This window comes from Streptomyces sp. NPDC048734, from assembly GCF_043198675.1.
In the GTDB taxonomy this organism is placed as follows: Bacteria; Actinomycetota; Actinomycetes; order Streptomycetales; family Streptomycetaceae; genus Streptomyces.
Window position 1 is genome coordinate 272,846 of sequence record NZ_JBICUZ010000009.1, and the last position, 24,099, is coordinate 296,944.

Here is a 24,099-nt window from a genome sequence, read left to right on the forward strand (position 1 = left end):
CCGGGGGAGTCGGCCGTCACCGGCGGGGCGACGACCGCCTGCTCAGCTCGGCCGTGAACTGGGCCCCGGCGAGCAGGGCGAGGTTGGACAGCCACAGCCAGATCAGGAAGACGACGATGCCGGCGAGCGAGCCGTACAGCCTGCTGTAGGTGCTCAGGGCGGAGGCGTAGAGCGCGAAACCCGCCGAGACGGTGAGCCACAGGCCCGCCGCCAGGGCACCGCCGGGCAGGCTGTGCCTGCGCAGACGCGCCGGGGCCGGGCCCGTGTGGAAGACGACGACGACCAGGAGCGCGACCAGCCCCAGGAGAAGGGGCCAGCGCAGCAGGGCCCACGCCCGGGCGGCCACCTCGTCGAGCCCGAGGAGACCGCCGACGGCCTCGGCGACCGGACCGGTGACCAGCAGGAGCAGCGAACTGACGAGGAGCAGGACCAGCAGGGCGAAGGCGGTGAGCACGATGCGGGGGGCCTTGCGCAGGGGAGAGCGGCAGTCGGCGACGTGATGCATGCGGTGCAGGGCCCGGCGGAACACGGCCAGGTAGCTGGAGGCGGACCACAGGGCGCTCACCGTGCAGGCGCCCAGCAGCGCCCAGGCCGCGGAACTGCGCCGCACCATCCGGACCATGACCCCCTCGAGTTCGCTTCCGGACTGCCCCGGGGCGTAGGCCGTCACATGCGCGATGAAGTCGCCCGCGGTGGCGGGGCTGACCAGGCTGAAGGCGATGACGGCCACCAGGAGGGAGGGCAGGACGGCCAGGATGGCGTAGTAGGTGAGTGCGGCCGCGTAGTCGGACACGTCGTCACGCCACATCGACGCGGGGGTGCGGCGGAGGGCGGGACCCCACGAGGGCGGCAACCGCCGTGCGGGGGCCGTGGAGACGATGACGGGCGAACCGTTCGGCGGTGCGGCCTGCCGTCCGGCGGACAGGGGACGGGCACCGTCGTCCCTCCGCTGTGCGCGCACCTTCATGGCCCGTCCTTCCCGCCGCCGGCGGACCGCTTCCACCGTGTGAACCGCCCCGGCCGCGGGACCGGCCGATGGGCCCTGTCCATGACGCGGAGTTCCGGATCTGCGGTGCGGATACCCGGGAATCGCCCGCCCACGTCCTCGCCGTACCAGGTGACGAGCGCCGCACGGGCGGGGCGGCGCAGGGTCCAGCCGTCCTCGACGACGCAGCGGGCCAGACGCAGGCGGCCGGTCTCGGTCAGGGGTGCATTACGGTGGGGCATGAGGGCCTTCTGGTCGTTCGTGTGTAGACGTCGCAATCCACACCGAACCCGGAAGGCCCTCACTCATTCAAGATCACCCTGCCATGAACCCTGTCGCCAACTTCCGTGCACAGCACACCTAGCGCGTCAGGTCGAGCGGTTGCAGCGTGCTCCAGTGCCGGTGCAGCAGGTCCTCGGGTGACATCGTGCGGGGGTCGCCGAGTGACGGGGGCCAGGTGCGGACCGGGTCCCGGCCGGCGTCCGGGCGCCGTCTCCACCACAGGAGGGCGGTGACGGCCACGCCGCTTCCGGCGAGCGCCGCCGCGGCGACGGTGAGCGCGTTGCTGGGCCTGACCGGCATGGCGTCTCCCTGGGAACTGGGGGCGGCGGTCGTGCCGCCGGGGCATCGGGTAACCCGGCCGGGCGCCTTCATGCCGAGGGGCGCCCACCCTTGCGCGCGCGTCCCGCCGCCGGCCCCCGCTCCTGCCGGTCGCCGTCCTCGTCCCGACGGCCGGTCGCCGAAACCCCCGACCGCCGCGAGGAGTTCGGCGGCGGCGGTGGCGTCGTCGTCGCCGACGACGACGGAACGGGGCGGGCGGTCCGCGGTCCCAGCTGCGTCATCTCGGCGAACCACCAGGTGCCCGCCACGGCGAGGGCCCAGACCGGCGCGTGCAGCAGCGCCGCCGGCCACGTGGTCTGCCCCGACCGCCGTTCCACGACCGCGAAGAAGACCCAACCGACCACCAGGACACAGGTGACGCGCACGCGCCGATGCTTGAACATGCGTGCCCGGTTACCCGAGCCGTCCCCGGTCCACACCCGGTCCACCGGGGACCCCGGCGCCCGGCACCGGCGACACCGCACCCCGAACCAGTAAGGCAAGGCGAACCTAACCTAGGCTAATGTTCGATGTGCAACCACTCGCCGCACGCACCCCTGGAGTCCCCCTTGCCGTACGCGATCGACGCCACCGTGGACGGGCCGGGGGCAGCCGCCGGGAGCGGCTGGGTCGAGCTGGGCTCGCGGGCCGAGCTGCGTGAAGTGCTGGGCGAGCCCTGGCCCGTGGTGATCGAGAAGGTCCATGACCGGCTCACCGACCAGGACCTGGACATACTGGCCCGTTCGCCCTTCTGCCTGCTGGCCACCTCCGACGCGGACGGCAACTGTGACGTCTCGCCGCGCGGGGACGGCCCGGGGTTCACCCACGTCGTCGACGCGCGCACGCTCGCCCTGCCCGACCGGCCGGGCAACCGGCGCGGCGACAGCTTCCACAACATCCTCGACAACCCGCACGCCGGCCTGCTGTACCTGATCCCCGGCGGCAAGGAGGTCCTGCGGGTCAACGGGCGGGCCCGCATCCTCACCGACGCCCCGTTCTTCGACGCCATGGCGCGGGACGACCGGCGCCCCGCGCTCGCCCTGGTGCTGGAGGTCGACGAGATCTACCTGCACTGCCCGCAGTCCCTGCGGCGTTCGGGCCTGTGGGACCCGGCGTCCTGGCCGGCCGGCTGAGCCGGGCCCACCCCGCGTGATCCACACAAATAAGGTTAGGCTAACCTTATCGATGTGAGATTTGGTGGAGAAACAGTCGGCACCCCACGCCTGCGCGGCCACGAACTGGCGGCCACGGACGTCACGGTGTCGTACGACGGCGTCGACGTCGTCCATGGAGCCGCGGTCGGGCTGCGACCCGGTGAGGTCACCGCCCTGGTCGGCCCCAACGGGAGCGGGAAGTCCACGCTCCTGCGGACGATCGCCCGGTTGCAGCGGCCCCGGCACGCCGCGATCCGGATCGACGACGACACCGACGGCCTCGCCCTGACGCCCCGTGAGTTCTCGCGCCACGTCGCCCTGCTGACCCAGAGCCGCCCCACACCCAGCGGACTGACCGTGCGCGACATCGTCGAGTTCGGCCGCTACCCCTACCGCGGCCGCTTCGGCCGGCCCGACCCGGACGCGGCCGCCGCGGTCGACCGGGCGCTCGCCCTGACCGGTGTCACCGACCTCGCCGAACGCGGTGCCGACCACCTGTCCGGCGGGCAGTTGCAGCGGGTGTGGCTCGCCGGCTGCCTCGCCCAGGAGACCGGCGTACTGCTCCTGGACGAGCCCACCACCTACCTCGACCTGCGGTACCAGGTCGAACTCCTCGACCTGATCCGCGACCTGGCGGACGAGCACGGCATCGCCGTCGGCGTCGTCCTGCACGACCTCGACCAGGCGGCGGCCGTCGCCGACCGGATCACGCTGCTCGAAGCGGGCCGCGTCGTCGCCGACGGCCCACCCGCGGACGTCCTGACACCGCAACGCCTCACCGCCGTCTACGGCATCCGCATCGAGGTCGACCACGACCCCCTCACCGGCCGGCTGCGCACCCGCGCCATCGGCCGCCACCACACCCGCCACACCCCCAGCGAAAGGCTCGGCACCACCTCATGAGACGCCTCCTGCTCACCGCGGCCGCCACCACCGCCGCGGCGCTCACCCTCGCCGCGTGCGGCACCACCGAGCCCGCCGCCGACAGCTCGAAGAAGCCCTCCGAGGCCATCACCCTCACCGGCGCCACCGGCACCGAGATCAAGCTCGACGGCCCGGCCACCAAGGTCGTCACCACCGAGTGGAACGTCACCGAGAGCCTCCTCAGCCTCGGCGTGGACCCCGTCGGCGTCGCCGACGTCAAGGGCTACAAGACCTGGGACAGCGCCGTCCCGCTGACCACCGAGCCCAAGGACATCGGCACCCGCGGCGAGCCGAGCATGGACACCATCGCCTCCCTCGCGCCCGACCTCGTCCTCGCCACCACCGACCTGCCGCCCGCCGCCGTGAAGCAACTGCGCGAGATAGCCCCCGTGCTGGAGGTGAAGTCCGCCGACGCCGCCGACCAGATCGGACTGATGCTCGACAACCTCGACCTCATCGCGCGGGCCACCGGCACCACCGACAAGGCCGAGGCGGTCCGCACCGCCTGGGAGGCCAAGGTCGCCGAGGGCAAGAAGGCCCTCGCCGACGCCGGCCTCGACGGCACCGGACTGGCCTTCGCCGACGGGTACGTCACCTCCAACCAGGTCTCCCTGCGCCCGTACACCAGCGGCTCACTGATCGGCAGCGTCAACGAGGCGCTCGGTCTGAAGAACACCTGGACCGTCAAGGGCGATGCGAGCTACGGCCTCGGCACCACCGACGTCGAGGGCCTCACCGCCCTGCCGAAGGACACCCGGTTCGCCTACATCGGCAACGACGGCGACAAGAACAGCAACCCCTTCACCGGCGCCCTGGCGAAGAACGCCGTGTGGAAGTCCCTGCCGTTCGTCAAGGCCGGCGAGGTGCACCGACTGCCCGACGGCATCTGGATGTTCGGCGGCCCCGCGTCGATGCAGGCCTACATCGACGCCGTCGTCGACGCGCTGACGAAGTAACGCAAGCCATGGCCGTCACCGCAACCGCCCCCGCCCCCCGTCCGCAGGCGGCCCCGCCCCGCAGGGGTGCCGCCGCGGTGACGGCCGCACTGGCGCTCCTGGTCGCCGCCCTCGCCCTGGTCGACATCACCCAGGGCACGGCCGCCGTCGGACCGGCCGAGGTGTTCAAGGCCCTGACCGGGCAGGCCGATCCGGCGGACGGGTCCGTCGTGATCGCCTCCCGGCTGCCCCGCATGACCGCGGGCCTCCTGGTCGGAGCCGTGCTCGCGGTGGCCGGGGCCGCGCTCCAGGCCGTCAGCCGCAACGTGCTCGCCTCGCCCGACACCCTCGCCGTGAACGCCGGTTCCTACCTGGCGCTCGGCGTGGCCGGCGCCACCGGCGTCTCGCTGCCGCTGCTCGCCTCCTCCGGGGTCGCCTTCGCCGGCGGACTCCTCGCCGCGGGCGTCGTCCTCGCCCTGTCCGGCCTCGGCACGGGCACCGTACGACTGGTCCTCGCCGGCACCGCGCTGGCCCTCGGCCTCAACTCCGTGACCGAGGGCCTGCTCCTGCTCTTCCCCGAGCAGACCGAGGGCCTGTACCAGTGGAACCAGGGCAGCATCGGCCAGAACGGCTTCGACGGCGTCCTGCAGATGCTGCCCGTCGCCGCGGCCGGCCTCGCCGGCCTGCTGCTCACCACCCGCCGGGTCGACGCGCTCGCCCTCGGCGACGACGCCGCGCGCGGGCTCGGCGTCCCGGTCCGCGCCACCCGCGTCACGGTGGTCGTCATGGCGGCGCTGCTGTCGGCCGCAGCGGTCACCCTGGCCGGGCCCATCGGCTTCGTCGGCCTGTGCGCCCCGGCCCTGGTCCGCCCGCTCGCCCGCCGGTTCCCGGCCTTCGTCCGCGCCCGCGCCGGCTGGCCCGTGGCCGGCCTGGCCGGCGCGGGACTGGTCCTCGGATCGGACGTCCTGCTGCGGGTCCTGGTGCCCGCGGACACGGCGGTGGCCGTTCCCACGGGCGTCGTCACCAGCCTCGTCGGCGCCGTGTTCCTGGTGGTGACGGCCCTGCGGCTGCGGGACACCGCCGAGGCCGGCGCTCCGGACCGGCTGCGCACCCCCGGCCGTACGGCGTTCCGGGTCACGGTGGCCGTCCTGGTCGCCGCGGTCGCCGGCGTCACGGTCGCCGGGGTGCTGCTGGGCGACACCGGGCTCCTGCTCGGCGACGTCGTCAACTGGGCGCAGGGGCGCGCCGGTCGGGCGGTCTCCTTCGTCCTCGACACCCGGGTGCCGCGCGTGCTCGCCGCCCTGTGCGCGGGCGCGGCGCTCGCCCTGGCCGGCACGCTGGTCCAGGCCGTCACCCGCAACCCGCTGGCCGAACCCGGCGTCCTGGGCGTCTCCGGCGGAGCCGCGCTGGGCGCCGTGCTCCTGGTCACCACCGTGCCCGTCGCCGGGTCCTGGGCCGTCGCGGGCGCGGCGTTCGCCGGGGCCGCGACCGCCTCCGTCGTCGTCTTCGGACTCGCCGCCCGGGGCGGCTACCGGCAGAACCGGCTGGTCCTCGTCGGCGTCGGCGTGGCCGCCGCCACGACGGCGCTGATCAGCCTGCTCATCGTGCTGACCGACCCCTTCAACGCCACCAAGGCGCTGACCTGGCTGTCCGGTTCGACGTACGGGCGGACCATGCCGGACGTCCTGCCCGTCGCGCTGGTGCTGGCGCTGGGTTCCGCCGTGGCGTTCGCCCGGCGCACCGAACTGGACCTGGTGTCCCTGGACGGGGACACCCCGCGCCTGCTCGGCCTGCGGCTGTCCCGGGTCCGCCTGGGCTTCCTCGTGGTGGGCGTCCTGCTCAGCGCCACCGCCGTCGCCTCGGCCGGCACCATCGGCTTCGTGGGCCTCGTCGCGCCGCACGCGGCGCGCACCCTCGTGGGCCGGCGGCACGTACGGGTGGTGCCGGTCGCCGTCCTGCTCGGCGCGGCCCTCGTCTGCGCGGCCGACCTGATCGGCCGCACGGTCATCGCGCCCGCCCAGCTCGGCGCGGGCCTCATGACGGCGGTGATCGGGACGCCGTACTTCCTGTACCTGCTCGTGCGCAGCCGTCGCTAGCCCGCCGCCCGCCGCCCGCCGCCCGCCGACGGGCAGCGGGCCGTCGGCGGACCCGGTCAGCAGGCGGCGGTGAAGCCGTCGAGGAGCAGGGCGGCCCCGGTGCGGGCCGAGATCTCCTCGACGGTGACGCCCGGGGCGGTCTCGACGAGGGCGAGGCCGTCGCCGGTGACGTCGAGCACGCCCAGATCGGTGACGACGCGGTGGACGCACCGCTCGCCGGTGAGCGGGAGCGTGCACTCCTGGAGGATCTTCGGACTGCCGTCCTTGGCGGTGTGCTCCATCAGGACGACGACCCGGCGGGCGCCGTGGACGAGGTTCATCGCACCGCCCATGCCCTTGACCATCTTGCCCGGAATCATCCAGTTGGCGAGATCGCCGGTCGCGGACACCTGCATCGCGCCGAGCACGGCGGTGTCGATGTGGCCGCCGCGGATCATGCCGAAGGAGAGCGCCGAGTCGAAGAAGGAGGCGCCGGGCAGTACCGTGACGGTCTCCTTGCCGGCGTTGATCAGGTCCGGGTCGACCTGGTCCTCGGTGGGGTAGGGGCCGGTGCCCAGGATCCCGTTCTCGGAGTGCAGGACGACGTGGACGCCCGGCGGGAGGTGACCGGGGATGAGGGTGGGCAGGCCGATGCCGAGGTTGACGTAGGAGCCGTCGGTCAGTTCGGCGGCGACGCGGGCGGCCATCTGGTCGCGGGTCCAGGCCATCAGCCGCTCACCGTCCCCCGGGCCGGGGCCGCGGAGACCGTGAGGCGCTCGATCCGCTTGTCGGCCGCCTCCTCGGCGGTCAGCTCCACGACCCTCTGCACGAAGACGCCGGGCAGGTGGACCTCGTCGGGGCGCAGTTCGCCCGGCTCCACGAGTTCCTCCACCTCGGCGACCGTGACGCGGCCCGCCATGGCCGCGAGCGGGTTGAAGTTGGCGGCGGCCCGGCGGAAGCAGAGGTTGCCGTGCCGGTCGCCGCGCCAGGCGCGGACCAGGGCGAAGTCGGTGGTGATGCCGTGCTCCAGGACGTGCGGACGGCCGTCGAAGACGCGGGTCTCCTTGGGCGGCGAGGCGACGGCGACCGAACCGTCGGCCGCGTACCGCCACGGCAGGCCGCCGCGCGCCACCTGGGTGCCGACGCCCGCCGGGGTGTAGAAGGCGGGGATGCCCGCGCCGCCGGCGCGCAGCCGCTCGGCCAGGGTGCCCTGCGGCGTCAGTTCCACCTCCAGCTCACCGCCGAGGTACTGGCGGGCGAACTCCTTGTTCTCGCCGACGTACGAGCCGGTCACCCGGGCGATGCGGCCGGCGGCCAGCAGGATGCCCAGGCCGCGGCCGTCGACCCCGCAGTTGTTCGACACGACCCGCAGCGCCGTGGCGCCCTGCGCGTACAGGGCGCGGACGAGGATCTCCGGCACCCCGCTCAGCCCGAAGCCGCCGACGGCGAGCGACGCGCCGTCGGGGATGTCGGCGACCGCCTCGGCGGCGCCGGCACTCACTTTGTTCACGAACGGTCCTTTCCGGGCAGGGCGGCCGGCCGGTCGTCGTCGACGACGGGACCGGTGCCGGTGGGGTACGAGGCCTCGTCGGAGGAGGGGAGGGTGGCCGCGCCGGCCGTCGCGGCGGACGGTCCGCCGCGGGGTCCGGTGCCGTCCGCCTCCGGACGCAGGGCGTCGGAGACGGACTTGACGCCGCCGTGCGCGGTGAGGCCGCCGTCCACGGGGATCTCGGCGCCGGTGATGAACGACGACTCGTCCGACAGCAGGAAGACGACGAGCGGGGCGACCTCGTCGACGCTCCCGGTGCGGCCGAGCGGCGTCTCGCGGACGTTGGCCTCGCGGAACGCCGCGGCCGCCGAGGCGGTCATCTCGGTCTCGATGTAGCCGGGATGGATCGTGTTGACGCGGATCCCGCGCGGACCGAGTTCGAGGGCGGCGGTCTTCGACAGGCCCCGCAGTGCCCATTTGCTCGTGGTGTAGGCGACGGGATAGTGGCCGGTCAGGGCCGCGGAGGAGCCGACGTTGACGACGGAGGAGCCGGGCTGCATGAGGGGCGTGAGGTGCTGGATGCCGAGCAGCGGGCCGGTGACGTTGACCGCGTGGACCCGGGCCAGGTCCTCGGGGCGCACGTCGCCGACGCGGGCCCGCCAGGTGATGCCCGCGTTGTTCACGAGGCCGTGCACCCGCCCGTGGGCCTCGCGCAGGTCCGCGGCCAGTGCCGCCCAGTCCTGCTCGTCGGTCACGTCGAGCCGACGGCAGCCGGGCGCGTCGCTCACGTCGGTGGCGATGACGCGGGCGCCCTCCCGGACGAGGGCCGCGGCCTCGGCGGCGCCCTGGCCACGGGCCGCGCCCGTGACCACGACGACCTTGCCCAGCAGCCGCTTGGGGTGCGGACCGCTCACGGCCGCTCCCGGCCACGACGCCTGCCGCTCGGCAGGGGTACGGGCTCGACGCCCGGGACGACCGTGTTGGTGAGCGTGCCGATGCCCTCGACGGTGAGACTCACGGTGTCGCCGGCCTTGAGCGGCGGCGGGTTCCGCTCCCCGCTGCGGCCCCACAGCTCGGCGAGGCAGCCGCCGTTGCCGCACGTCCCGGAGCCGAGGACGTCACCGGGGACGACACGGGTGCCGCGGGAGGCGTAGGCGGTCATCTCCTCGAAGGTCCAGCTCATGTGGGACAGCAGGTCCTCGCCGACCGTCTCGCCGTTGACCTCGGCGGTCAGCGCCAGGCGCAGGAACCCGTCGGGGTCCCGGTACGGCTCCAGTTCGTCGGCGGTGACGAGGTACGGGCCGAGGGCGGTGGCCGTGTCCTTGCCCTTGCAGGGGCCGAGCCCGACCCTCATCTCCGCCGCCTGGAGGTCGCGTGCGGACCAGTCGTTGAAGACCGTGTAGCCGACGATGTGCTCGCGGGCCCGCTCGGGGGTGAGGTCGCGGCCCTCGCGGCCGACGACGGCGGCCACCTCCAGCTCGAAGTCCAGCGCCGACGAGCCCGGCGGCACGGGGACGTCGTCGCCGGGGCCGTAGATCGCGTGCGGGTTGGTGAAGTAGAAGGTCGGTGCCGCGTACCACTGCTCCGGTACGCCGGCGGCGCCGTCCACGGACCGACGGACACCCTCGACGTGTTCCTCGAAGGTGACGAAGTCCCGTACCGACGCGGGTTGCAGGGGCGGCAGCAGCCGCACTTCGCGGACATGGGGGCCGGGCGGCACGTCGAGGGCGGCGGCACCGGCGGCGAGCAGCGCGGGCAGGCCGCCGGTCTCGGCGAGCAGGGCGGTGAGCGAGGTGACGCCGGGCAGCGGGAGGAGGGTGCCGTCGTCCTCCACGACGGCCACCCGGTGGCGGTGCTGGTGTTCGTATGCGGCGAAACGCATGGGACGACTCCTGGGGGAGCGGGGTCGGGGTCAGACGGGCGGGGCGACGAACACGCCGCGGTCGGGGTCGTTGAAGGACTCCTTGGCGATCAGCTCGTTCATCGGGTTGGCGGTGCCCCACTGGTCGGTGACCTCGGGCCGGGAGAAGTCGTAGACGTGCGGGTGCCAGGTGTCCTCGTCGAGGTTCTCCAGCTCGGTGGTGTACTCGACGGTGTTGCCGTGCGGGTCGAGGAAGTACGTGAAGGTGTTGTCGCCCGCCATGTGCCGGCCCGGACCCCAGATCTTGCGGAACCCGGCGCGCATCACGCGGCCGGAGCCGCGCATGTACTCGTCGATGCCGCGCATCTCGAAGGAGACGTGGTGCAGGGCGGTGTGCGGGCCCTTGGCGATGGCCATCGAGTGGTGCTGGTTGCTGATCCGCATGAAGTGCATGACCTCGCCCACGTGCGGCGAGCTGAGCGTGTCGGAGAGCGCGAAGCCGAGGTGGCGCTCGTACCACTCCCGGGTGCGGTTCAGGTCGGGGGAGTTGAGGACGACGTGGCTCAGCTTGACCGGGATCGACTCCTTCTCCTCGATCTTGCGGTGCTGCCGCACCTCGACGTCGGCGGAGACCTCGATGGTGCGGCCGTCGACGTCGAAGAACCGGAAGCCGTAACCGCCGCCGGGCGTGTCCACCGTGCCCGGCCGGGAGATCAACTGCACGCCCTGAGCGAGGAGTCGCTCGGCGAGGGTGTCGACGTCGGACGCGCTCGCGGCGCCGTAGGAGACGAGGTCGAGGCGCTTCTCGCCGGCCTTGCGCAGCCGGACGACGTACTGCTCGGGCGAGCCCTCGGCGGCCAGGAAGGAGATGCCGGAGTCCTCGGCGACTTTGGTCAGGCCCCAGACGCCGGCGTAGAAGTCGAGCTGCTTGTCGTAGTCGGGCACGGCGAGGTCGACGTGCCGCAGGTGGGTGAGCAGGCGCATGGTGTCAGTCCTTGCGGAGGAGAGCGGCGGCGTTGCCGCCCCGTACGGCGTGGAAGTCGGCATCGGGCAGACGCGCGGCGCGCAGGGCGCCGACCGGGTCCTCGGTGCCCATGTCGAAGGGGAAGTCGGAGCCGAGCAGTACGCGGTCGGCCCCGGCGACGCGTATCAACTCCCTCAGTACGTGCGGGTCGTGGACGAGGGAGTCGAAGTAGAGCCGCTTCAGATAGCTGCTGGGCGGGTGCGCGCAGCCGCCGCCCGCGTCGGAGCGGGCCGACCAGGCGTGGTCGGAGCGCCCGATGTGGGTGGGCAGGTAGCCGCCGCCGTGCGCGGCGATCAGTTTCAGCGCGGGGTGCCTGTCCAGCGTCCCGGAGAAGATCAGGTGGGACAGCGCGACGGCGTTCTCGGTGGGCTGCCCGACGGTGTTGGACAGGTACCAGCGGTCCAGCCGTTCGTCGAGCGTGCAACCGAAGGGGTGCAGGAAGAGGAGCGCGCCACTCTCCTCGGCCCGGGACCAGAAGGGGGCGTATGCCGGGTCGGAGAGCTCCCGCCCGGGGGCGTGGCTGGAGATCTCCACCCCCGCCAGCCCTTGTTCCAGGGCGTGGTCCAGGGCGCGGACCAGCAGGTCCGGATGGTGGAGCGGCACCAGTCCGAGGCCGCGCAGCCGGTCCGGCGCCGCCGCGCAGTGCGCGGCGGTGGCCTCGTTCGCCAGCCGGTACACCTTCTCGGCGCTCTCCTCGTCCGTCCAGTAGTGGTAGTGCGAGGGGGAGGGGCTGACCAGCTGGACGTCCACGCCCTGGGCGTCCATGGCGGCCAGGCGTGCGGTCACGTCGGTCAGCCGGGGGATGCGGTCGCGGACCATGGGGCCGTTCACCGCCAGGGCGGCGGGGCCGTTGCGGCGGGCGTCCAGCGCCCTGGCCCCGCCGTGGCCGGGCAGCCCGGCCACGAGCGCGTCGACCTCGGGCAGCAGGACGTGGGCGTGCACGTCGACGGTCGGTGCGTGGGCGGCCGCCGGTACGGGGGCGGGTACGTCTGCGGCCGGCACGGGGGCGGGCGCGTCGGCCGGTACGTGGGCGGGCGCCGGCGTCCGGCGGGGGGCGGGCCCGGTCACGGCAGTTCCCTGAGCATGGCCATGGTCCGGCCCATCAGGCCGGGCACGTCGGCGTCGCGCACTCCGTCGAGCTGCCACCGACCGATCTGCACGGAGGCCTCGACGACCGGGCGGACCCGCTGGATCCGCCGCTCGTGGTACTCCTGGAACAGCGCGTCGTCCCAGGTGTCGGAGCCGGTGAGCAACTGCGCGAGGACCCAGGCGTCCTCCAGGGACAGTGCCGCGCCCTGGGCGAGCGTGGGCGGGCAGCAGTGCGCGGCGTCGCCGGCCAGGACGACCCGGCCGCGGTGCCAGGAGCCCTCGACCAGCAGCCGGTCGAACCACGTGTAGTTGACCTTCTCCGGATCGGTGATGTGCTCGGTGATCTCCGGCCAGAAGCCGCCGTACGTGGAGGCCAGGCGCCGCATCTCGTCCGCGTAGGACCCGGCCGGTATCGAGGCGCGGTCGCGGTTGGCCTCGACGACGTAGGCGTACAGGGTGTTCTCGCTGGTGGGGCAGTACCCGGCGATGTAGGCCGGGCCGCCGTAGGCGAGGTCGGTGCGCACCACGCCGGCGGGGCGGGGGGCGGCGACGCGCCAGATGGCCATGCCGGTGGGCTCGGGCTTGTCGGTGACGCCGATCGCGGCGCGGGTGGTGGAGCCGAGGCCGTCGGCGGCGATCACCAGGTCGTAGCGGTTCTCGGTGCCGTCGCTGAGACGGACGGAGACACCGTCGGCGTCCTGGTCCAGGATCTCGGCGGTGGTGCCCAGCCGGACCGACGCGCCGCAGGCGCGCACGGCGTCGATGAGGATCTGCTGGAGCCGGGGGCGCTGCATGCCGACGGTGGCGGGCAGGTCGTCGCCGCCGGTGCGGATGTCGTGGGCGACGTGCAGGACGGTGCCGTCGGGGGCGGTGATGCCGACGGAGCCGAAGCCGAAGCCGGACGCCTCGACCTGCTCCCACACACCGAGTTCGCGCAGCACCCGCAGGGCGTTGCCCTGGAGGGTGATGCCGGAGCCGGCGGTGGCGTTCCAGTCGTCCCTGGCCTCGATCAGGTCCACGGCGAGGCCGGCCCGGCGCAGCAGTATCGTCACGGCGTTGCCGGCCGCGCCGCCGCCGACGACGAGGACCGTGCGGGCATGGTTCATGGGGAACTCCCTTGTTCCTCGGGTTACTTGACGGCGATCGGATTGACGGGGGAGCCGACGGCGCCGGTGATGGGGAGCGGCGCGGCGGTGAGCCAGAACTCGTACACGCCGTCGGCCGCGCAGTCCTCGGCGAGCGCCTCCAGGTCCCACATCTCGCCGATCAGCAGGCCCACGTTGGGGATGACGACCTGGTGCAGGGGCTGGAAGGCGTGCGCGAACTCGTTCGGGCGGACCTCGAAGCCCCAGGTGTCGGTGGCGATCGCGGCGATCTCGCTGCCGTGCAGCCAGCCGGCCGTGGTGAACGACAGGCCGGGCGCGGGACCGCCGGCGTAGTCGCCCCAGCCGTCGCGGCGGACCCGCGCCAGCTGCCCGGTGCGGACCAGGACGATGTCACCGCGCCCGACGGCCACCCCGTGTGCCCCGGCGGTCGCGCGCAGGTGCTCCTCGGTGATCGCGAAGCCGTCGGGCAGCTCCCCGTCCGCACCGGCGACCCGGCCCACATCGAGCAGCACCCCGCGTCCGGCGACGTGCGGCGCCATGTGCTCGATGCCGGTGACGAGGTCGCCTTCGGAGGTGACGACCCTCTCGGCCGCCCGCCCGTTCCAGGCCCTGCCGTGGTCGAAGATGTGCCCCAGGCCGTCCCACTGGGTGGAGCACTGGAGCGGCATCGCGATCACGTCGTCGGCGCCGCCGATGCCGTGCGGGAAGCCCTGGTTGCCGAGGGCGGCGTCGGTGCCGGTGTCCAGCATGGTGTGCACCGGGTTGGTGCGCCGCCGCCAGCCCTTCTGCGGGCCGTTCATGTCGAAGCGCTGGGAGAGGGAGAAACTCGCGCCCCGCCGCACGAGCGCGGCGCCCTCGCGGCGCTTGGCCTCGTCGAGGAAGTTCAGCGTGCCGAGCACGTCGTCCTCGCCCCAGCGCCCCCAGTTGGAGTACGCCTTCGCGGCCTCGGCGATCGCGCCCTCGGGATTTTCGCGGTTCACGAGGCCCCCTCCGCGACGCAGCGGGTGCGCTGCGTGCCGAGCCCGGTGACCGACCCCTCCATCACGTCGCCGTCGCGCAGCAGCCGGCCCCAGTGCATGCCGTTCCCGGCCGGGGATCCGGTCAGCACCAGGTCGCCGGGGAGCAGGCGGGCGCTCCGGGAGGCGTACGACACCATCCGGGCCACGTCGAAGATCATGTCCTCGGTGGACTCGTCCTGCATCGTCTCGCCGTTCAGCTTCAGCGTGACCCGCAGGTCGCCGGTGTCCGCGACCGACTCGGCGGGCACGATCCAGGGGCCGAGCGGCGTGAAGCCGGGGGCGTTCTTGCTGCGCAGCCAGTCGGTGCCGATCTGCGGCATGTCGCGGCGGAAGACCGTGGCGCGGTCGGTGAGGTCGTTGGCGATCGTGTACCCGGCGACGTGTTCCAGGGCCTCCGCCACGGACACCCGGTGGGCGGGCCGGCCGATCACGGCCGCCAGTTCCAGTTCCCAGTCCGGCTTCTCGGCCCACGCCGGCAGGACGACGTCGTCGTACGGGCCGGTGATCGCGCTCGGCAGGCCGATGAACACGTACGGCAGGTCCTCGGCCGCCCGCCGGTCCATGATCTCCGCGGCCTCGGCGCGCCGCTCCTCCTCGGGCCGGTCGTCACCGGGGGCGCGGTGGGCGACGTGCAGGTCGATGACGTGCTGCCGGTAGTTGGCTCCCGACTGGAACACCTGCCGCGGTTCGACCGGGGCGTGCACGCGGAAGTCCGCCAGCGTCCCGCGGGCGGCGCCGTCCCGCGCGGCCAGCTCCCGCAGCCGCGGCAGGACGGACTCCCACTCCTCCAGCAGGCCGCGGACGTCCGGCGGACCGTCACCGAGGGCGGAGCGCAGGTCGATCACCCGGGCGTCCGGGGTGACGAGGGCGGGGAAGGCCGGACCGTCCGGGGCCGACAGCGTGGCGAGGGCGAACGGCCCGGCGAAGAGCGCGGAGACGGGTTCGGGTTTCACGGACATGTCCTCCTGATTGCGGTGCGACTAATCTGGACCCGCCACTCACGATCAGGGAAATCGATTCTTTGGATGATCGGCATCCACGCGACGAATTCACCCTGGTCGGCGCCGTGCAACGTCGTACCACTGGGGGAAGACCCGTGAACCTGGCCCGTCTGGACCTCAACCTCGTCGTCGCCCTGCGCGCGCTGCTGGAGGAACGCAACGTCACCCGGGCCGGGCAGCGCATCGGCCTCAGCCAGCCCGCCATGAGCGCCGCACTGGCCCGGCTGCGCCGCCACTTCGACGACGACCTGCTCGCCCGGGTCGGCGGCCACTACGAACTCACCGCCCTGGCCCAGGTCCTGCTCGACCGCACCTCCACGGCCTACGACGTGCTGGAACGCCTCTTCGCCAGCCAGGCCGACTTCGACCCGTCCAAGGAGAGCCGCGAGTTCAAGCTGGTCGCCTCCGACTACGCCGTCGCCGTCTTCGGCACCGAACTCGCCCGTGTGGTGCACGAGGAGGCCCCCGGCATCCGCCTGCGCTTCGCGCAGACCCCGCCCACCGTCGTCGACGACACCGCGACCCTGCTGAGCGCCACCGACGGCCTGTTCATGCCGCACGGCGTCATCAGCGACTTCCCCGCCACCGACCTCTACCAGGACCGCTGGGTCTTCCTCGTCGCCGACGACCACCCGAGCGTCGACGACCGCCTCACCCGCCGGGACCTGGCGCGACTGCCCTGGGTCACCTACCAGCGCACCTACGACGCCCCGGCCGTCCGCCAGCTCGGCATGCTCGGCATCGAGCCACGGGTGGAGGTCTCCGTCGACAGCTTCCAGCTCCTGCCGCTCCTGGTGGCCGGCACCCGGCGCATCGCCCTCCTCCAGGCGCGCCTCGCGAGCCTGCTCGCGCCGATCGCCGCCGTCCGCGTGCTGGAACCGCCCTACGAGGCCGTCCCCCTGCAGGAGGCGATGTGGTGGCACCCGGTGCACACCCATGACGCGGCCCACATCTGGCTGCGGGAGACGGCCGCGAGGGTCGGCCGGCGTCTCGGGGGCGTTCGGGAGGAGCACGTCCCCTCCTGACGGCGGGGCGGGGGCGGTCTTTTGGACGGGGCGCCCGTCCCACCGGAACCGCCGGGTATCCACGTGATGGATCGGAGGCATCCGAAACCCGGATCACACCAGGTCTGGGCAGGCCGCCTCCCGGAACGCATAGTCGTGGCACATCACGCGCCCGTGCGCCGACGTCCTCTCCGACACGGACCTGACCGCCACGGGGCACCCCCTCTCCCGCCTCGCGCTCTGGAGTGCCGCCATGCCCGCTCCCGCCGTCCCGACCACCCCCGACGAAGACGACTCCCCGCAGGCCGGGGGGAAGCTGCCGGCCGCGCTGCTGATGGCCGGCAGCTGTCTGCCCGTCCTCGGCGCCGTCCTGATCGCCCCCGTCCTGCCCCGCATGCAGGACCACTTCGGCGGGGTCGCCGGGTCCACGGCGCTCGTCCCCCTGGTGCTGACGGTTCCCGCCCTCTCGCTCGCCCTGCTCGCCCCGTTCGCGGGCGTCGTCGTCGACCGGCTCGGCCGCAAGCGCCTGCTGGTCGCCGCGACGGTCCTGTACGCGATCTTCGGCACGGTCCCCCTCTGGATGGACTCGCTGTACGGGATCCTCGCCAGCCGGGTGCTGGTCGGAGTGGCCGAGGCGGCGATCATGACCGCCTGCACGACGCTGATCGGTGACTACTACACGGGGCGGGTCCGCGACCGGTACCTCGCCCTGCAGACCATGTGCGCGTCGGCGTCCGCCACGGTCTTCTTCGTGCTCGGCGGCGCCCTCGGGGCGGCCGGCTGGCGCGCGCCCTTCGGGCTGTACGCGGTCGGCCTGCTGCTCGCCCCCGTCATGGCCCGCGCCCTGCCGGCCCCGCGGCCCGCGCCGGGGGACGTGCCGGAGCACACCGGTGCCGACCCGAGGCCCTTCCCCGTGCGCCGCATGATCGGCATCTGCCTGCTGACCGTCTTCGGCGCGGTCGTCTTCTACACGGTGCCCGTGGAGATGTCCTACCTCCTCGACGACCTCGGCACGGACTCACCCGGGGCGATCGGCGCCGTCACCGCGGTCGCCAGCGCGGCCACCGTCGTCGGCTCCGTCGTCTTCACCCGGCTCACCGACCGCCCCCGGCACCGCCTTCCCCTCGTCTTCGCGCTGGGCGGCGTGGGCTTCCTGCTCATGGGCCTCGCCGACGGCCTGCCCCTGCTGATCGCGGGAGCCGTGGTCAACTGCGTCGCCACCGGACTGCTGCTGCCGTCCCTGCTGACGCTGGCCATGTCCCGGCTCGACTTCGCCGACCGCGGCCGCGGCACCGGCCTGTGGACATCGGCGTTCTTCCTCGGCGAGTTCGCCTGCCCCCTCGTCCTGCTCGGCGGCAAGGGCGTCCTCGGCGAGCTGGCTTCGGCCGTGGGGCTGCTCGGCCTGACCACCCTGCTGCTGGCGGGGGCCCTGCTGCTCCTCACCCGCCGCGCCGGGGCGGCTCTGCCCCACGGTGCCCCCGGGCGGCCCTGACCGTCCGGGCCGACCGGGCGGTACGGCCGTGGCCGGCCGGCGCACCGCGGGCTCCGGCCGGTGCGCGACGCGGGTGTGTTCGTGAAGGGCGGCGCGGGCCGTACCCCCGACCGGCAGGCGCCCGGCGCGCAGCAGCCCCCGGTGACGGCCGGCCGCCCGCCGGGCGGTCTCACCCGGTCCGGGCATGCCGCCGGGCAACTCCCGGTCGTCCCGGTGGCGGTCGTGCGCCATGACGACCTCGCCCCGGTGCCAGAGGGCCGCCGGTGCCAGGGGGCATGGGGGCCGCCGCTGCCAGGGGCACGGGGGCATCGCGGGGAATCCCGTTCTCCGCACCACGTGCGAAGGAGATCGGCGGGCTGCCCCGGCGGTCGGACGCCGACCGCCCGACCGCGGCCTTCACGCCGCCGGGGTCAGCGCGGTGGCCGTGGTGATGCGACATCGGCGCGGGCGTGGATGATCAGGCGCATCCCGCTGTCGTCGGCACTGGCCTCGTCGAGCAGGTGCCGCGCAGATCCGCACCCCGGGTGAGCCGCCGCGGACACCGGCAGGGAACGAGCCTGTCGGCCGCCGGAGTGAAGGGGCGGGGCATCGCGGGGCAGGGGCGGCGCGCGGGGGAGGCATAGGTCCTGGGTGCCGAACGGGCGGGGCGCCCGGGGCGCAGTGGTCGTTCCCGCCCTAGCCGAAGGACGACGCCGACGGCGCGGACGCACGCGCCGAGGGCGGCCGACCGGCACCCGGACGCAGCACGACGAGGAGTGGAGAACCCATGGGACACGGCGGAAACGTCATCCAGGAACTGACCGCTGACCATCGCGAGGTGGACGCCCTCTTCGCGCAGATCGAAGCGCTGCCGCCGACCGACCCGGAGCGACGCGAACTCGCGGACCGGATCACCGTGGAACTGGTCCGCCACTCGGTGACCGAGGAGCAGTACCTGTACCCGACGGTGCGCCGGTACGTCGACGACGGAGACGACCTCGCCGACGAGGAGATCGCCGAGCACGGCGAGGTCGAGCGCATGCTGAAGGAACTGGAGGACTGCCGACCCGGCGACGGACGCTTCGACGCGCTGATCACGGGACTCAGGAACTCCGTCACGGCGCACGTCGACGACGAGGAGAACCGGCTGTTCCCCCTGCTGGCCGAGGTCTGCTCCGCCACCGCTCTGGAGGATCTCGGCGAGAAGGTCCGCTCGGCCAAGAAGCACGCCCCCACCCACCCGTACCCGTCCGCGCCGGGGACCCCGCCCGCGAACAAGGTCCTCGCGCCCGGCACCGGCATGGTCGACCGCCTGCGCGACATGCTCGGCGGGCGCGGAAAGCGGAATTGAACGGACGGAAGCCGCTGGACGGCGTCCCCCCGCCGCCAACGGGCCGGGGCGCAGGGCACGAGGGAATTTCCCTTACCCGGTGAGGAAACCGGCGGGGCTCACCCGAGGGATTCAACCCCGGCCCGCTCGACCATCACTCCAGTGGGTCTGTGCACGAGATCCGGAATGATTCCGGCGGTAGCCTGGTGGGAGAAGCCGGTCGCAGTTTTACTCGTGTGTTTGTGCCAGTCGCATGCTCGCAGAGAACGATGTCGCGGGCGCGAAGCTTGTTCTCCAGGTTGTGCTGGAGCAGCCGCGTCATTAACCGGCCGGGTGTTCGCACGGTGCGAATGACCCAACCCAGCCCCTGTAAGGAGCAGCAATGACTCAGGGAACCGTCAAGTGGTTCAACGCCGAGAAGGGCTTCGGCTTCATCGCCCAGGCCGACGGCGGCCCGGACGTCTTCGTGCACTACTCGGAGATCGACAGCTCCGGCTTCCGCAGCCTGGAGGAGAACCAGCAGGTGGAATTCGACATCGTGCAGGGCCCCAAGGGTCCGCAGGCCTCACGCGTACGCCCCCTGTCATGACACGCGCAGCCCGCGCCTGCCGCCGCTGACGTGACGGAAAAGGGCCGACGCCTTCCCGGCGCCGGCCCTTTTCACGCGCCCGCACCACCGGTCACGCGCCCGCACCACCGGACGGCGCCCGCACCTTCCCGGAAAAACAGTGGGAGAGTGGAATGCATGTGCGGTCGTTACGCTTCCACCCGCGGTCCCGAGGACCTCGCCCGGCACTTCCACGTCGCCGACCGGCCGGTCGCCGAGTCGCTCGCGCCGAGCTGGAACGTCGCTCCGACCGACGACGTCTGGGCCGTCCTCGAACGCACACCGCGCGGCGAGGACGACACCGCGCCGGCGAGACGTGAGCTGCGGCCGCTGCGCTGGGGCCTGGTGCCGTCGTGGGCGAAGGACGTCAAGATCGGCGCGCGGATGATCAACGCCAGGGTGGAGACCCTGCACGAGAAGCCCGCCTTCCGCCGCGCCTTCACCCGGCGCCGCTGCCTGCTGCCCGCGGACGGCTTCTACGAATGGCAGCCGGTCAAGGCCGAGGACACGGGCCGGACCCGCAAGCAGCCGTACTTCATCCACCCCGAGGACGGTCGGGTCATGGCCCTCGCCGGCCTGTACGAGTACTGGCGCGACCCGCAGGTGCAGCGGGACGACGACCCCGCCGCCTGGCTGCTGACCTGTACCGTCATCACCACCGACGCCACGGACGCGGCCGGCCGGGTGCACCCTCGCATGCCGCTCGCCCTCCCCGAGGACCGGTACGACGCCTGGCTCGACCCCGCCCACCAGGATGCCGGCGAACTGCGCGCCCTGCTCCGGAGCCCCGCGGACGGGCGTCTCGAGGTGCGACCCGTGTCGCCGGCCGTCAACGACGCCCGCAACGACGGACCGCACCTCCTCGACCCGATCACGCCGTAGACCGCGTCACGGCAGCCGGGCGCCCCTGGCCCACGCCGCGAAACCCGGGAATCCCGCAGGCCTCCCACCACCTTGCGCGCCCCGGTCCTCACGAGGACGCGGCCGGCGACGTCGGCCGAGGCCGGGCTGAAGTGCGCGTACCGCCTGCCGGTGTACTCGACCGACAGCTCGCCGGTCGGCTCGCGGTCACCGGCCCGTGGTGATTCGCGGGGTGGATAGCACCAACGCGACCTGGACCGCCAGGGCGTCGACTACGGACTCACGGTCCCCGAGGCCCTGGACCACCTCCTGGCGGGCCGCGCCGACTCGGACGCCGTGTACGCGGGCAACGCGTACTACAGCGCCCTGCAGCACATCATCGACAACCATGCCGGCGACCCGTACGACCTGGGTGTCTTCTCGAGCCCGGGCAGGTTCTTCGGCCTGCTGGACGACGAACTGCGCCGCCTCGGCGTTCCCGCGGAGCTGCTCCCGGGCACCTTCCTGTACGCCGGTCCGCCCCGGGAGATCCCGTTCCGCATCCCGTACCCCGTCGACGGCTCCCCGGAGATAGGCCGCCTGCCCCTCGAACGGGCCAAGCCGGCGGCGGACGCCTACCGCGCGGTCGCGGACCGGGTGGCCGGCGACCTCCGGTACGAGCTGGAGCAGCTCGCCGGCATTCTTCGGACCGAGCACGACGAGTGGCAGACCGCCCTGCGGCACGGCTGGACGATGGACACGGTCTTCTTCTCGATCAGGGGGTGAGCGGGACGGCCGGCCTGCCCGGCTCGTGGTCACCCTCGACGACGGGACGGCGCGGTCGCAGCCGTCCGGCCGGCCGGACCGGTCGAGGAGCCCGGCCTCGCCCTCACCGCACCGGCGGCGGATCCACTGGTGGGCCGTGGCCCGTGGGATGCCCCTCTCGGCGGCCACATGGGCGACCGGGCGGCCCGAGCGGACACGTGCGACGGGCAGCCGCCTGCCGTGAACGGCCAGCCGGGCATGACGGCGGGACACGAAGACCTCCGTGCGGTGTGGTCCCGGACAGCTCCACCGCATCGGAGGTCTTCGCCATGTCCAAGACCCGCCGGTGTCGACAACGCTCGTGATCAGTACGGCTAGGACGGCTTCCAGACGGTCAGTTCGGTGGTGTAGTCGGGGAGGTTCTCCACCCTCATCTCCACCTTGGTGATCCTCAGCATCGCCAGGTTGCCGTCCTTGGTGACCGTGCACAGGACGGTGCCCTCGGGCAGCAGCGCCAGAAGGTCCTTCTTGCCGGTGATCGTGGCAGGCAGGGCGTTGGTGTCGGCCGCCGCGGCGCACTGCTCCGCGGTCGTGTCCTCGCTGACGCCGGTCGTGGTGAGGAAGCTCAGCGTGGTGGAGCCGCCGAACTCGTTGTACGTCAGCTCGATGCCGTCAGGGTACGTACCGCTCTCGGCATGGATCTTCGGCAGGTCGAGGTCCACGTAGGTGTACGCCATGGGGCTGGGCGCGCGGAGGGTGAGCGGCTTGTTCTCGAAAAGCGGCGTGTAGCCGCCGCTCGCCGGTGCGCTCGCCGAGGCGGAGGCGGAGTCGGACACCGAGGAGTCGGTGGGAAGGCCGCCCCCGGCCGACGCGGAGGTGGCGGCGGCCGGTGACCCCGGTCCGGACGGGGAGGCCTGGGCGGTGTCACCGGCCGCCGCCCCGTCCTTGTCGTCCGACGTGTCGCCCCCGGTCAGCCCCCAGGCGGTGCCGGCCACCACGACCGCGGCGAGCACGGCGGCGCCCAGCACCAGCGGGGTACGCCTGCGGGCCGCGGGAGCGGCTTGCGGAGTGCCGCTCGGCGGCGCCGGCGGGGGGACGTAGGTGGGGGAGTAGGCGGCGGCCACGGGCGTCGGATCCGGCTCGGGCGTGGCCGCCGCCCGCGCCCGCCGGGCGATCTCGGCCGCCGTCGGCTCCGGCAGCCAGCCGGTGAAGTCGCGGGCGGGACGGCCGGACGCCTGTGCGCACAGCTCGGCGAGTTCGGCGGGCGCGGGCCGGGCCGCCGGATCGGGGGTGAGGCAGCGCTCCAGGAGCGGGCGCAGGCCGTCGGGGTAGCCGGAGAGGTCGGGCTGCCGCTGCTCGGTGGCGGCGATGCGGGTGGCCAGGGTGATGGCGCCGCCGTCGCCGTAGGGATGACGGCCCGTCGCCGCCACCGCCGCGATCAGGCCGAGGGAGAACACATCGGTGGCCGGGGTGAGTTCGGCCCCGCCGATCTGCTCGGGGGACATGTACTGCGGGGTGCCGATGAGACCGCCGCTGCGGGTGAGCTGGGTGGCGTCGCTCGCCCGCGCGATGCCGAAGTCGATCACCCAGGGGCCCTCCGCGCTCAGCAGGATGTTGCTGGGCTTGAGGTCCCGGTGGATCACCCCGGCCGCGTGCACGGCCCGCAGCGCCTCGGCGACGCAGCCGGTGAGCTGGAGGGCCGCGGGCAGCGGCAGCGGTCCGTAAGCGGTCAGGGCCTCGTCCAGCGGCAGCCCGGGTACGTAGGCCGTGGCGAGCCAGGGCAGTGCGCCCGTGGTGTCGTGGTCGACGACCGGAACCACGTGGTAGCCCTGCACCCGGCGGGCGGCGGTGACCTCCTGCTGGAAGCGGCGGCGGAACTCCGGGTCCTGCGCGAACTCCCGGCGGATCACCTTCAGGGCCACGGGCTGGTTGCCCCGGGTGCGCGAGAGGTAGACGGCACCCATGCCCCCTTCGCCGATCTTGGCGAGCAGTCGGTAACCCCCGACGTCTCGCGGGTCCTCGGGGCTCAGCGGCGTATGAATCGCATTCACGTCCAGAGCTTGCCCTACAACGCGATCACATGTCCGAGGAACCGGATAATCGCCTTGTGCATCAAGCGACTTGCGTCACGGCCGGGTGGAGCGGCCGGTCCGCGGGCAGGCCGGGCCGGTCGATCGCGCCACCGGGTCCGCCGGCCGTAGGCTCCCGGCATGCAGCAATCCGAGATCATGCAGCGCGTCATCGGCATCCTCACCGAGGCCATCGAGATGAAGCGGCAGGTCCGCGAGGACCCTGACGCCGACGTCGCCCTCACCGGGGCCGTCTCCGCGCTCCTCGCGGAGACGTTGCCGCAGATCAGTCTGCCGAGGGAGGCGACCGCGCAGGAGACCATCGAGATCATCACGGCAGCGCTCGGACCCGCGATCCTGACGCTGGCCAACTGCTTCTCCTACGCCTTCGTACACCTCGGCGAGGTGCACGACGAGGGCCGGCCGGACACCTCGACCGCCGACGTGCTGCGCTCCCTCTCGCTGAGGTTCGCGCGGCAGGAGGAAGCCTGACGCGGCCGAGCCGTCCGCGCCACGGGGCGCGCAGGCGGGGGTGTCACCCGGTGGGTGTCACCCGGTACGGCGGGATCAGCCGCGGGGCGGCCTCGCCCGCCGCACGCTCGTCGGGGGGGGGGGGGGGGGGGGCGGGGGGCGGCGCCCCCGGGCCGGGGGGGGGGGGGGGGGGGCGCCGCCCCGGGGGGGGGGGGCCCCGGGGGGGGGGCTGGTGTGGGATCTGCCCGACTCGTATGTGCTGCGGGGGGAGGACCGGGTG

At 73.5% G+C, this 24,099-nt stretch carries 24 protein-coding genes and 2 pseudogenes; 11 read left to right on the forward strand and 15 right to left on the reverse strand.

Translation table 11 applies throughout. The features are described 5' to 3' along the window. Window positions 1-16: 16 nt before the first annotated feature. The 4 genes from ACGFQC_RS24315 to ACGFQC_RS24330 form a co-directional block, all read right to left on the reverse strand. Entirely contained in the window at window positions 17-808 is a 792-nt protein-coding gene (locus ACGFQC_RS24315) for a YihY/virulence factor BrkB family protein (RefSeq protein WP_363089516.1), read from the reverse strand. A gap of 155 nt (window positions 809-963) precedes the next feature. Next, a complete protein-coding gene (locus ACGFQC_RS24320; protein WP_393288646.1) occupies window positions 964-1,227 on the reverse strand; it encodes a hypothetical protein in 264 nt (87 codons plus the stop codon). A gap of 118 nt (window positions 1,228-1,345) precedes the next feature. After that, window positions 1,346-1,567 (reverse strand): hypothetical protein, encoded by a 222-nt coding sequence (locus tag ACGFQC_RS24325; protein ID WP_363089353.1) that lies wholly within the window; start codon window positions 1,565-1,567, stop codon window positions 1,346-1,348. A gap of 68 nt (window positions 1,568-1,635) precedes the next feature. Beyond that, window positions 1,636-1,989, reverse strand: coding sequence for a hypothetical protein (locus ACGFQC_RS24330; RefSeq protein WP_363089352.1), 354 nt, complete (start codon window positions 1,987-1,989; stop codon window positions 1,636-1,638). Between the two features lie 126 nt (window positions 1,990-2,115). Between ACGFQC_RS24330 and ACGFQC_RS24335 the strand changes: the two genes are divergently transcribed. Genes ACGFQC_RS24335 through ACGFQC_RS24350 form a run of 4 tightly spaced genes read left to right on the forward strand, consistent with a single transcriptional unit; the run spans window position 2,116 to window position 6,694 of the window. After that, a complete protein-coding gene (locus ACGFQC_RS24335; protein ID WP_363089351.1) occupies window positions 2,116-2,718 on the forward strand; it encodes an MSMEG_1061 family FMN-dependent PPOX-type flavoprotein in 603 nt (200 codons plus the stop codon). Between the two features lie 54 nt (window positions 2,719-2,772). After that, a complete protein-coding gene (locus ACGFQC_RS24340) occupies window positions 2,773-3,642 on the forward strand; it encodes an ABC transporter ATP-binding protein (protein ID WP_363089350.1) in 870 nt (289 codons plus the stop codon). Beyond that, complete coding sequence (locus tag ACGFQC_RS24345; RefSeq protein ID WP_363089349.1) at window positions 3,639-4,619, forward strand: iron-siderophore ABC transporter substrate-binding protein; 981 nt, start codon at window positions 3,639-3,641, stop codon at window positions 4,617-4,619. Before ACGFQC_RS24340 ends, ACGFQC_RS24345 begins: the two co-directional genes overlap by 4 nt. A gap of 8 nt (window positions 4,620-4,627) precedes the next feature. Beyond that, a complete protein-coding gene (locus ACGFQC_RS24350) occupies window positions 4,628-6,694 on the forward strand; it encodes an iron ABC transporter permease (RefSeq protein ID WP_363089348.1) in 2,067 nt (688 codons plus the stop codon). Window positions 6,695-6,750: 56 nt separating this feature from the next. On the opposite strand, the gene ACGFQC_RS24355 is transcribed toward ACGFQC_RS24350, so the two are convergent. The 9 genes and pseudogenes from ACGFQC_RS24355 to ACGFQC_RS24395 form a co-directional block, all read right to left on the reverse strand. Further along, window positions 6,751-7,401 (reverse strand): CoA transferase subunit B, encoded by a 651-nt coding sequence (locus ACGFQC_RS24355; RefSeq protein ID WP_363089347.1) that lies wholly within the window; start codon window positions 7,399-7,401, stop codon window positions 6,751-6,753. After that, on the reverse strand, window positions 7,401-8,183 hold the full coding sequence (locus ACGFQC_RS24360) for a CoA transferase subunit A (protein WP_363089346.1): 783 nt from the start codon (window positions 8,181-8,183) through the stop codon (window positions 7,401-7,403). Before ACGFQC_RS24360 ends, ACGFQC_RS24355 begins: the two co-directional genes overlap by 1 nt. Before the next feature lie 146 nt (window positions 8,184-8,329). Beyond that, window positions 8,330-9,076, reverse strand: a pseudogene (locus ACGFQC_RS24365) (SDR family NAD(P)-dependent oxidoreductase); the annotation flags it as partial. Continuing rightward, the gene (locus tag ACGFQC_RS24370) at window positions 9,073-10,044 is read right to left on the reverse strand and encodes a fumarylacetoacetate hydrolase family protein (RefSeq protein WP_363089345.1); all 972 of its coding nucleotides are present in this window, start codon (window positions 10,042-10,044) and stop codon (window positions 9,073-9,075) included. The gene ACGFQC_RS24370 and the pseudogene ACGFQC_RS24365, both read right to left, overlap by 4 nt. Window positions 10,045-10,074: 30 nt before the next feature. Beyond that, entirely contained in the window at window positions 10,075-11,007 is a 933-nt protein-coding gene (locus tag ACGFQC_RS24375) for a VOC family protein (protein ID WP_363089344.1), read from the reverse strand. Between the two features lie 4 nt (window positions 11,008-11,011). Continuing rightward, on the reverse strand, window positions 11,012-12,049 hold the full coding sequence (locus tag ACGFQC_RS24380) for an amidohydrolase family protein (protein ID WP_363089515.1): 1,038 nt from the start codon (window positions 12,047-12,049) through the stop codon (window positions 11,012-11,014). 62 nt (window positions 12,050-12,111) lie between these two features. Next, window positions 12,112-13,242 (reverse strand): FAD-dependent oxidoreductase, encoded by a 1,131-nt coding sequence (locus ACGFQC_RS24385; RefSeq protein WP_363089343.1) that lies wholly within the window; start codon window positions 13,240-13,242, stop codon window positions 12,112-12,114. Window positions 13,243-13,265: 23 nt separating this feature from the next. Then, on the reverse strand, window positions 13,266-14,222 hold the full coding sequence (locus ACGFQC_RS24390; protein ID WP_363089342.1) for a cyclase family protein: 957 nt from the start codon (window positions 14,220-14,222) through the stop codon (window positions 13,266-13,268). Continuing rightward, window positions 14,219-15,220, reverse strand: coding sequence for a fumarylacetoacetate hydrolase family protein (locus tag ACGFQC_RS24395; protein ID WP_363089341.1), 1,002 nt, complete (start codon window positions 15,218-15,220; stop codon window positions 14,219-14,221). Before ACGFQC_RS24395 ends, ACGFQC_RS24390 begins: the two co-directional genes overlap by 4 nt. A gap of 137 nt (window positions 15,221-15,357) precedes the next feature. Between ACGFQC_RS24395 and ACGFQC_RS24400 the strand changes: the two genes are divergently transcribed. The 6 genes from ACGFQC_RS24400 (at window position 15,358) to ACGFQC_RS24425 (ending at window position 21,300) form a co-directional block, all read left to right on the forward strand. After that, window positions 15,358-16,287, forward strand: a complete 930-nt coding sequence (locus ACGFQC_RS24400; protein WP_363089340.1) for a LysR family transcriptional regulator — start codon at window positions 15,358-15,360, stop codon at window positions 16,285-16,287. A 232-nt stretch (window positions 16,288-16,519) separates the two neighbouring features. Next, the gene (locus ACGFQC_RS24405) at window positions 16,520-17,758 is read left to right on the forward strand and encodes an MFS transporter (protein WP_363089339.1); all 1,239 of its coding nucleotides are present in this window, start codon (window positions 16,520-16,522) and stop codon (window positions 17,756-17,758) included. 766 nt (window positions 17,759-18,524) lie between these two features. Beyond that, complete coding sequence (locus tag ACGFQC_RS24410; RefSeq protein WP_363089338.1) at window positions 18,525-19,088, forward strand: hemerythrin domain-containing protein; 564 nt, start codon at window positions 18,525-18,527, stop codon at window positions 19,086-19,088. A 361-nt stretch (window positions 19,089-19,449) separates the two neighbouring features. Continuing rightward, entirely contained in the window at window positions 19,450-19,656 is a 207-nt protein-coding gene (locus ACGFQC_RS24415; protein ID WP_363089337.1) for a cold-shock protein, read from the forward strand. 156 nt (window positions 19,657-19,812) lie between these two features. Then, window positions 19,813-20,556: an SOS response-associated peptidase gene (locus ACGFQC_RS24420; RefSeq protein ID WP_363089336.1), complete on the forward strand. Its 744-nt coding sequence runs from the start codon at window positions 19,813-19,815 to the stop codon at window positions 20,554-20,556. A gap of 315 nt (window positions 20,557-20,871) precedes the next feature. Then, a complete protein-coding gene (locus ACGFQC_RS24425; RefSeq protein WP_393288648.1) occupies window positions 20,872-21,300 on the forward strand; it encodes a hypothetical protein in 429 nt (142 codons plus the stop codon). A 66-nt stretch (window positions 21,301-21,366) separates the two neighbouring features. On the opposite strand, the pseudogene ACGFQC_RS24430 reads toward ACGFQC_RS24425, so the two are convergent. Continuing rightward, window positions 21,367-21,594, reverse strand: a pseudogene (locus ACGFQC_RS24430) (helix-turn-helix domain-containing protein); the annotation flags it as partial. Window positions 21,595-21,653: 59 nt separating this feature from the next. After that, on the reverse strand, window positions 21,654-23,330 hold the full coding sequence (locus tag ACGFQC_RS24435) for a serine/threonine-protein kinase (protein ID WP_363089334.1): 1,677 nt from the start codon (window positions 23,328-23,330) through the stop codon (window positions 21,654-21,656). A gap of 159 nt (window positions 23,331-23,489) precedes the next feature. Between ACGFQC_RS24435 and ACGFQC_RS24440 the strand changes: the two genes are divergently transcribed. Next, window positions 23,490-23,840, forward strand: a complete 351-nt coding sequence (locus tag ACGFQC_RS24440) for a hypothetical protein (RefSeq protein WP_363089333.1) — start codon at window positions 23,490-23,492, stop codon at window positions 23,838-23,840. The last annotated feature ends 259 nt before the right edge of the window (window positions 23,841-24,099 follow it).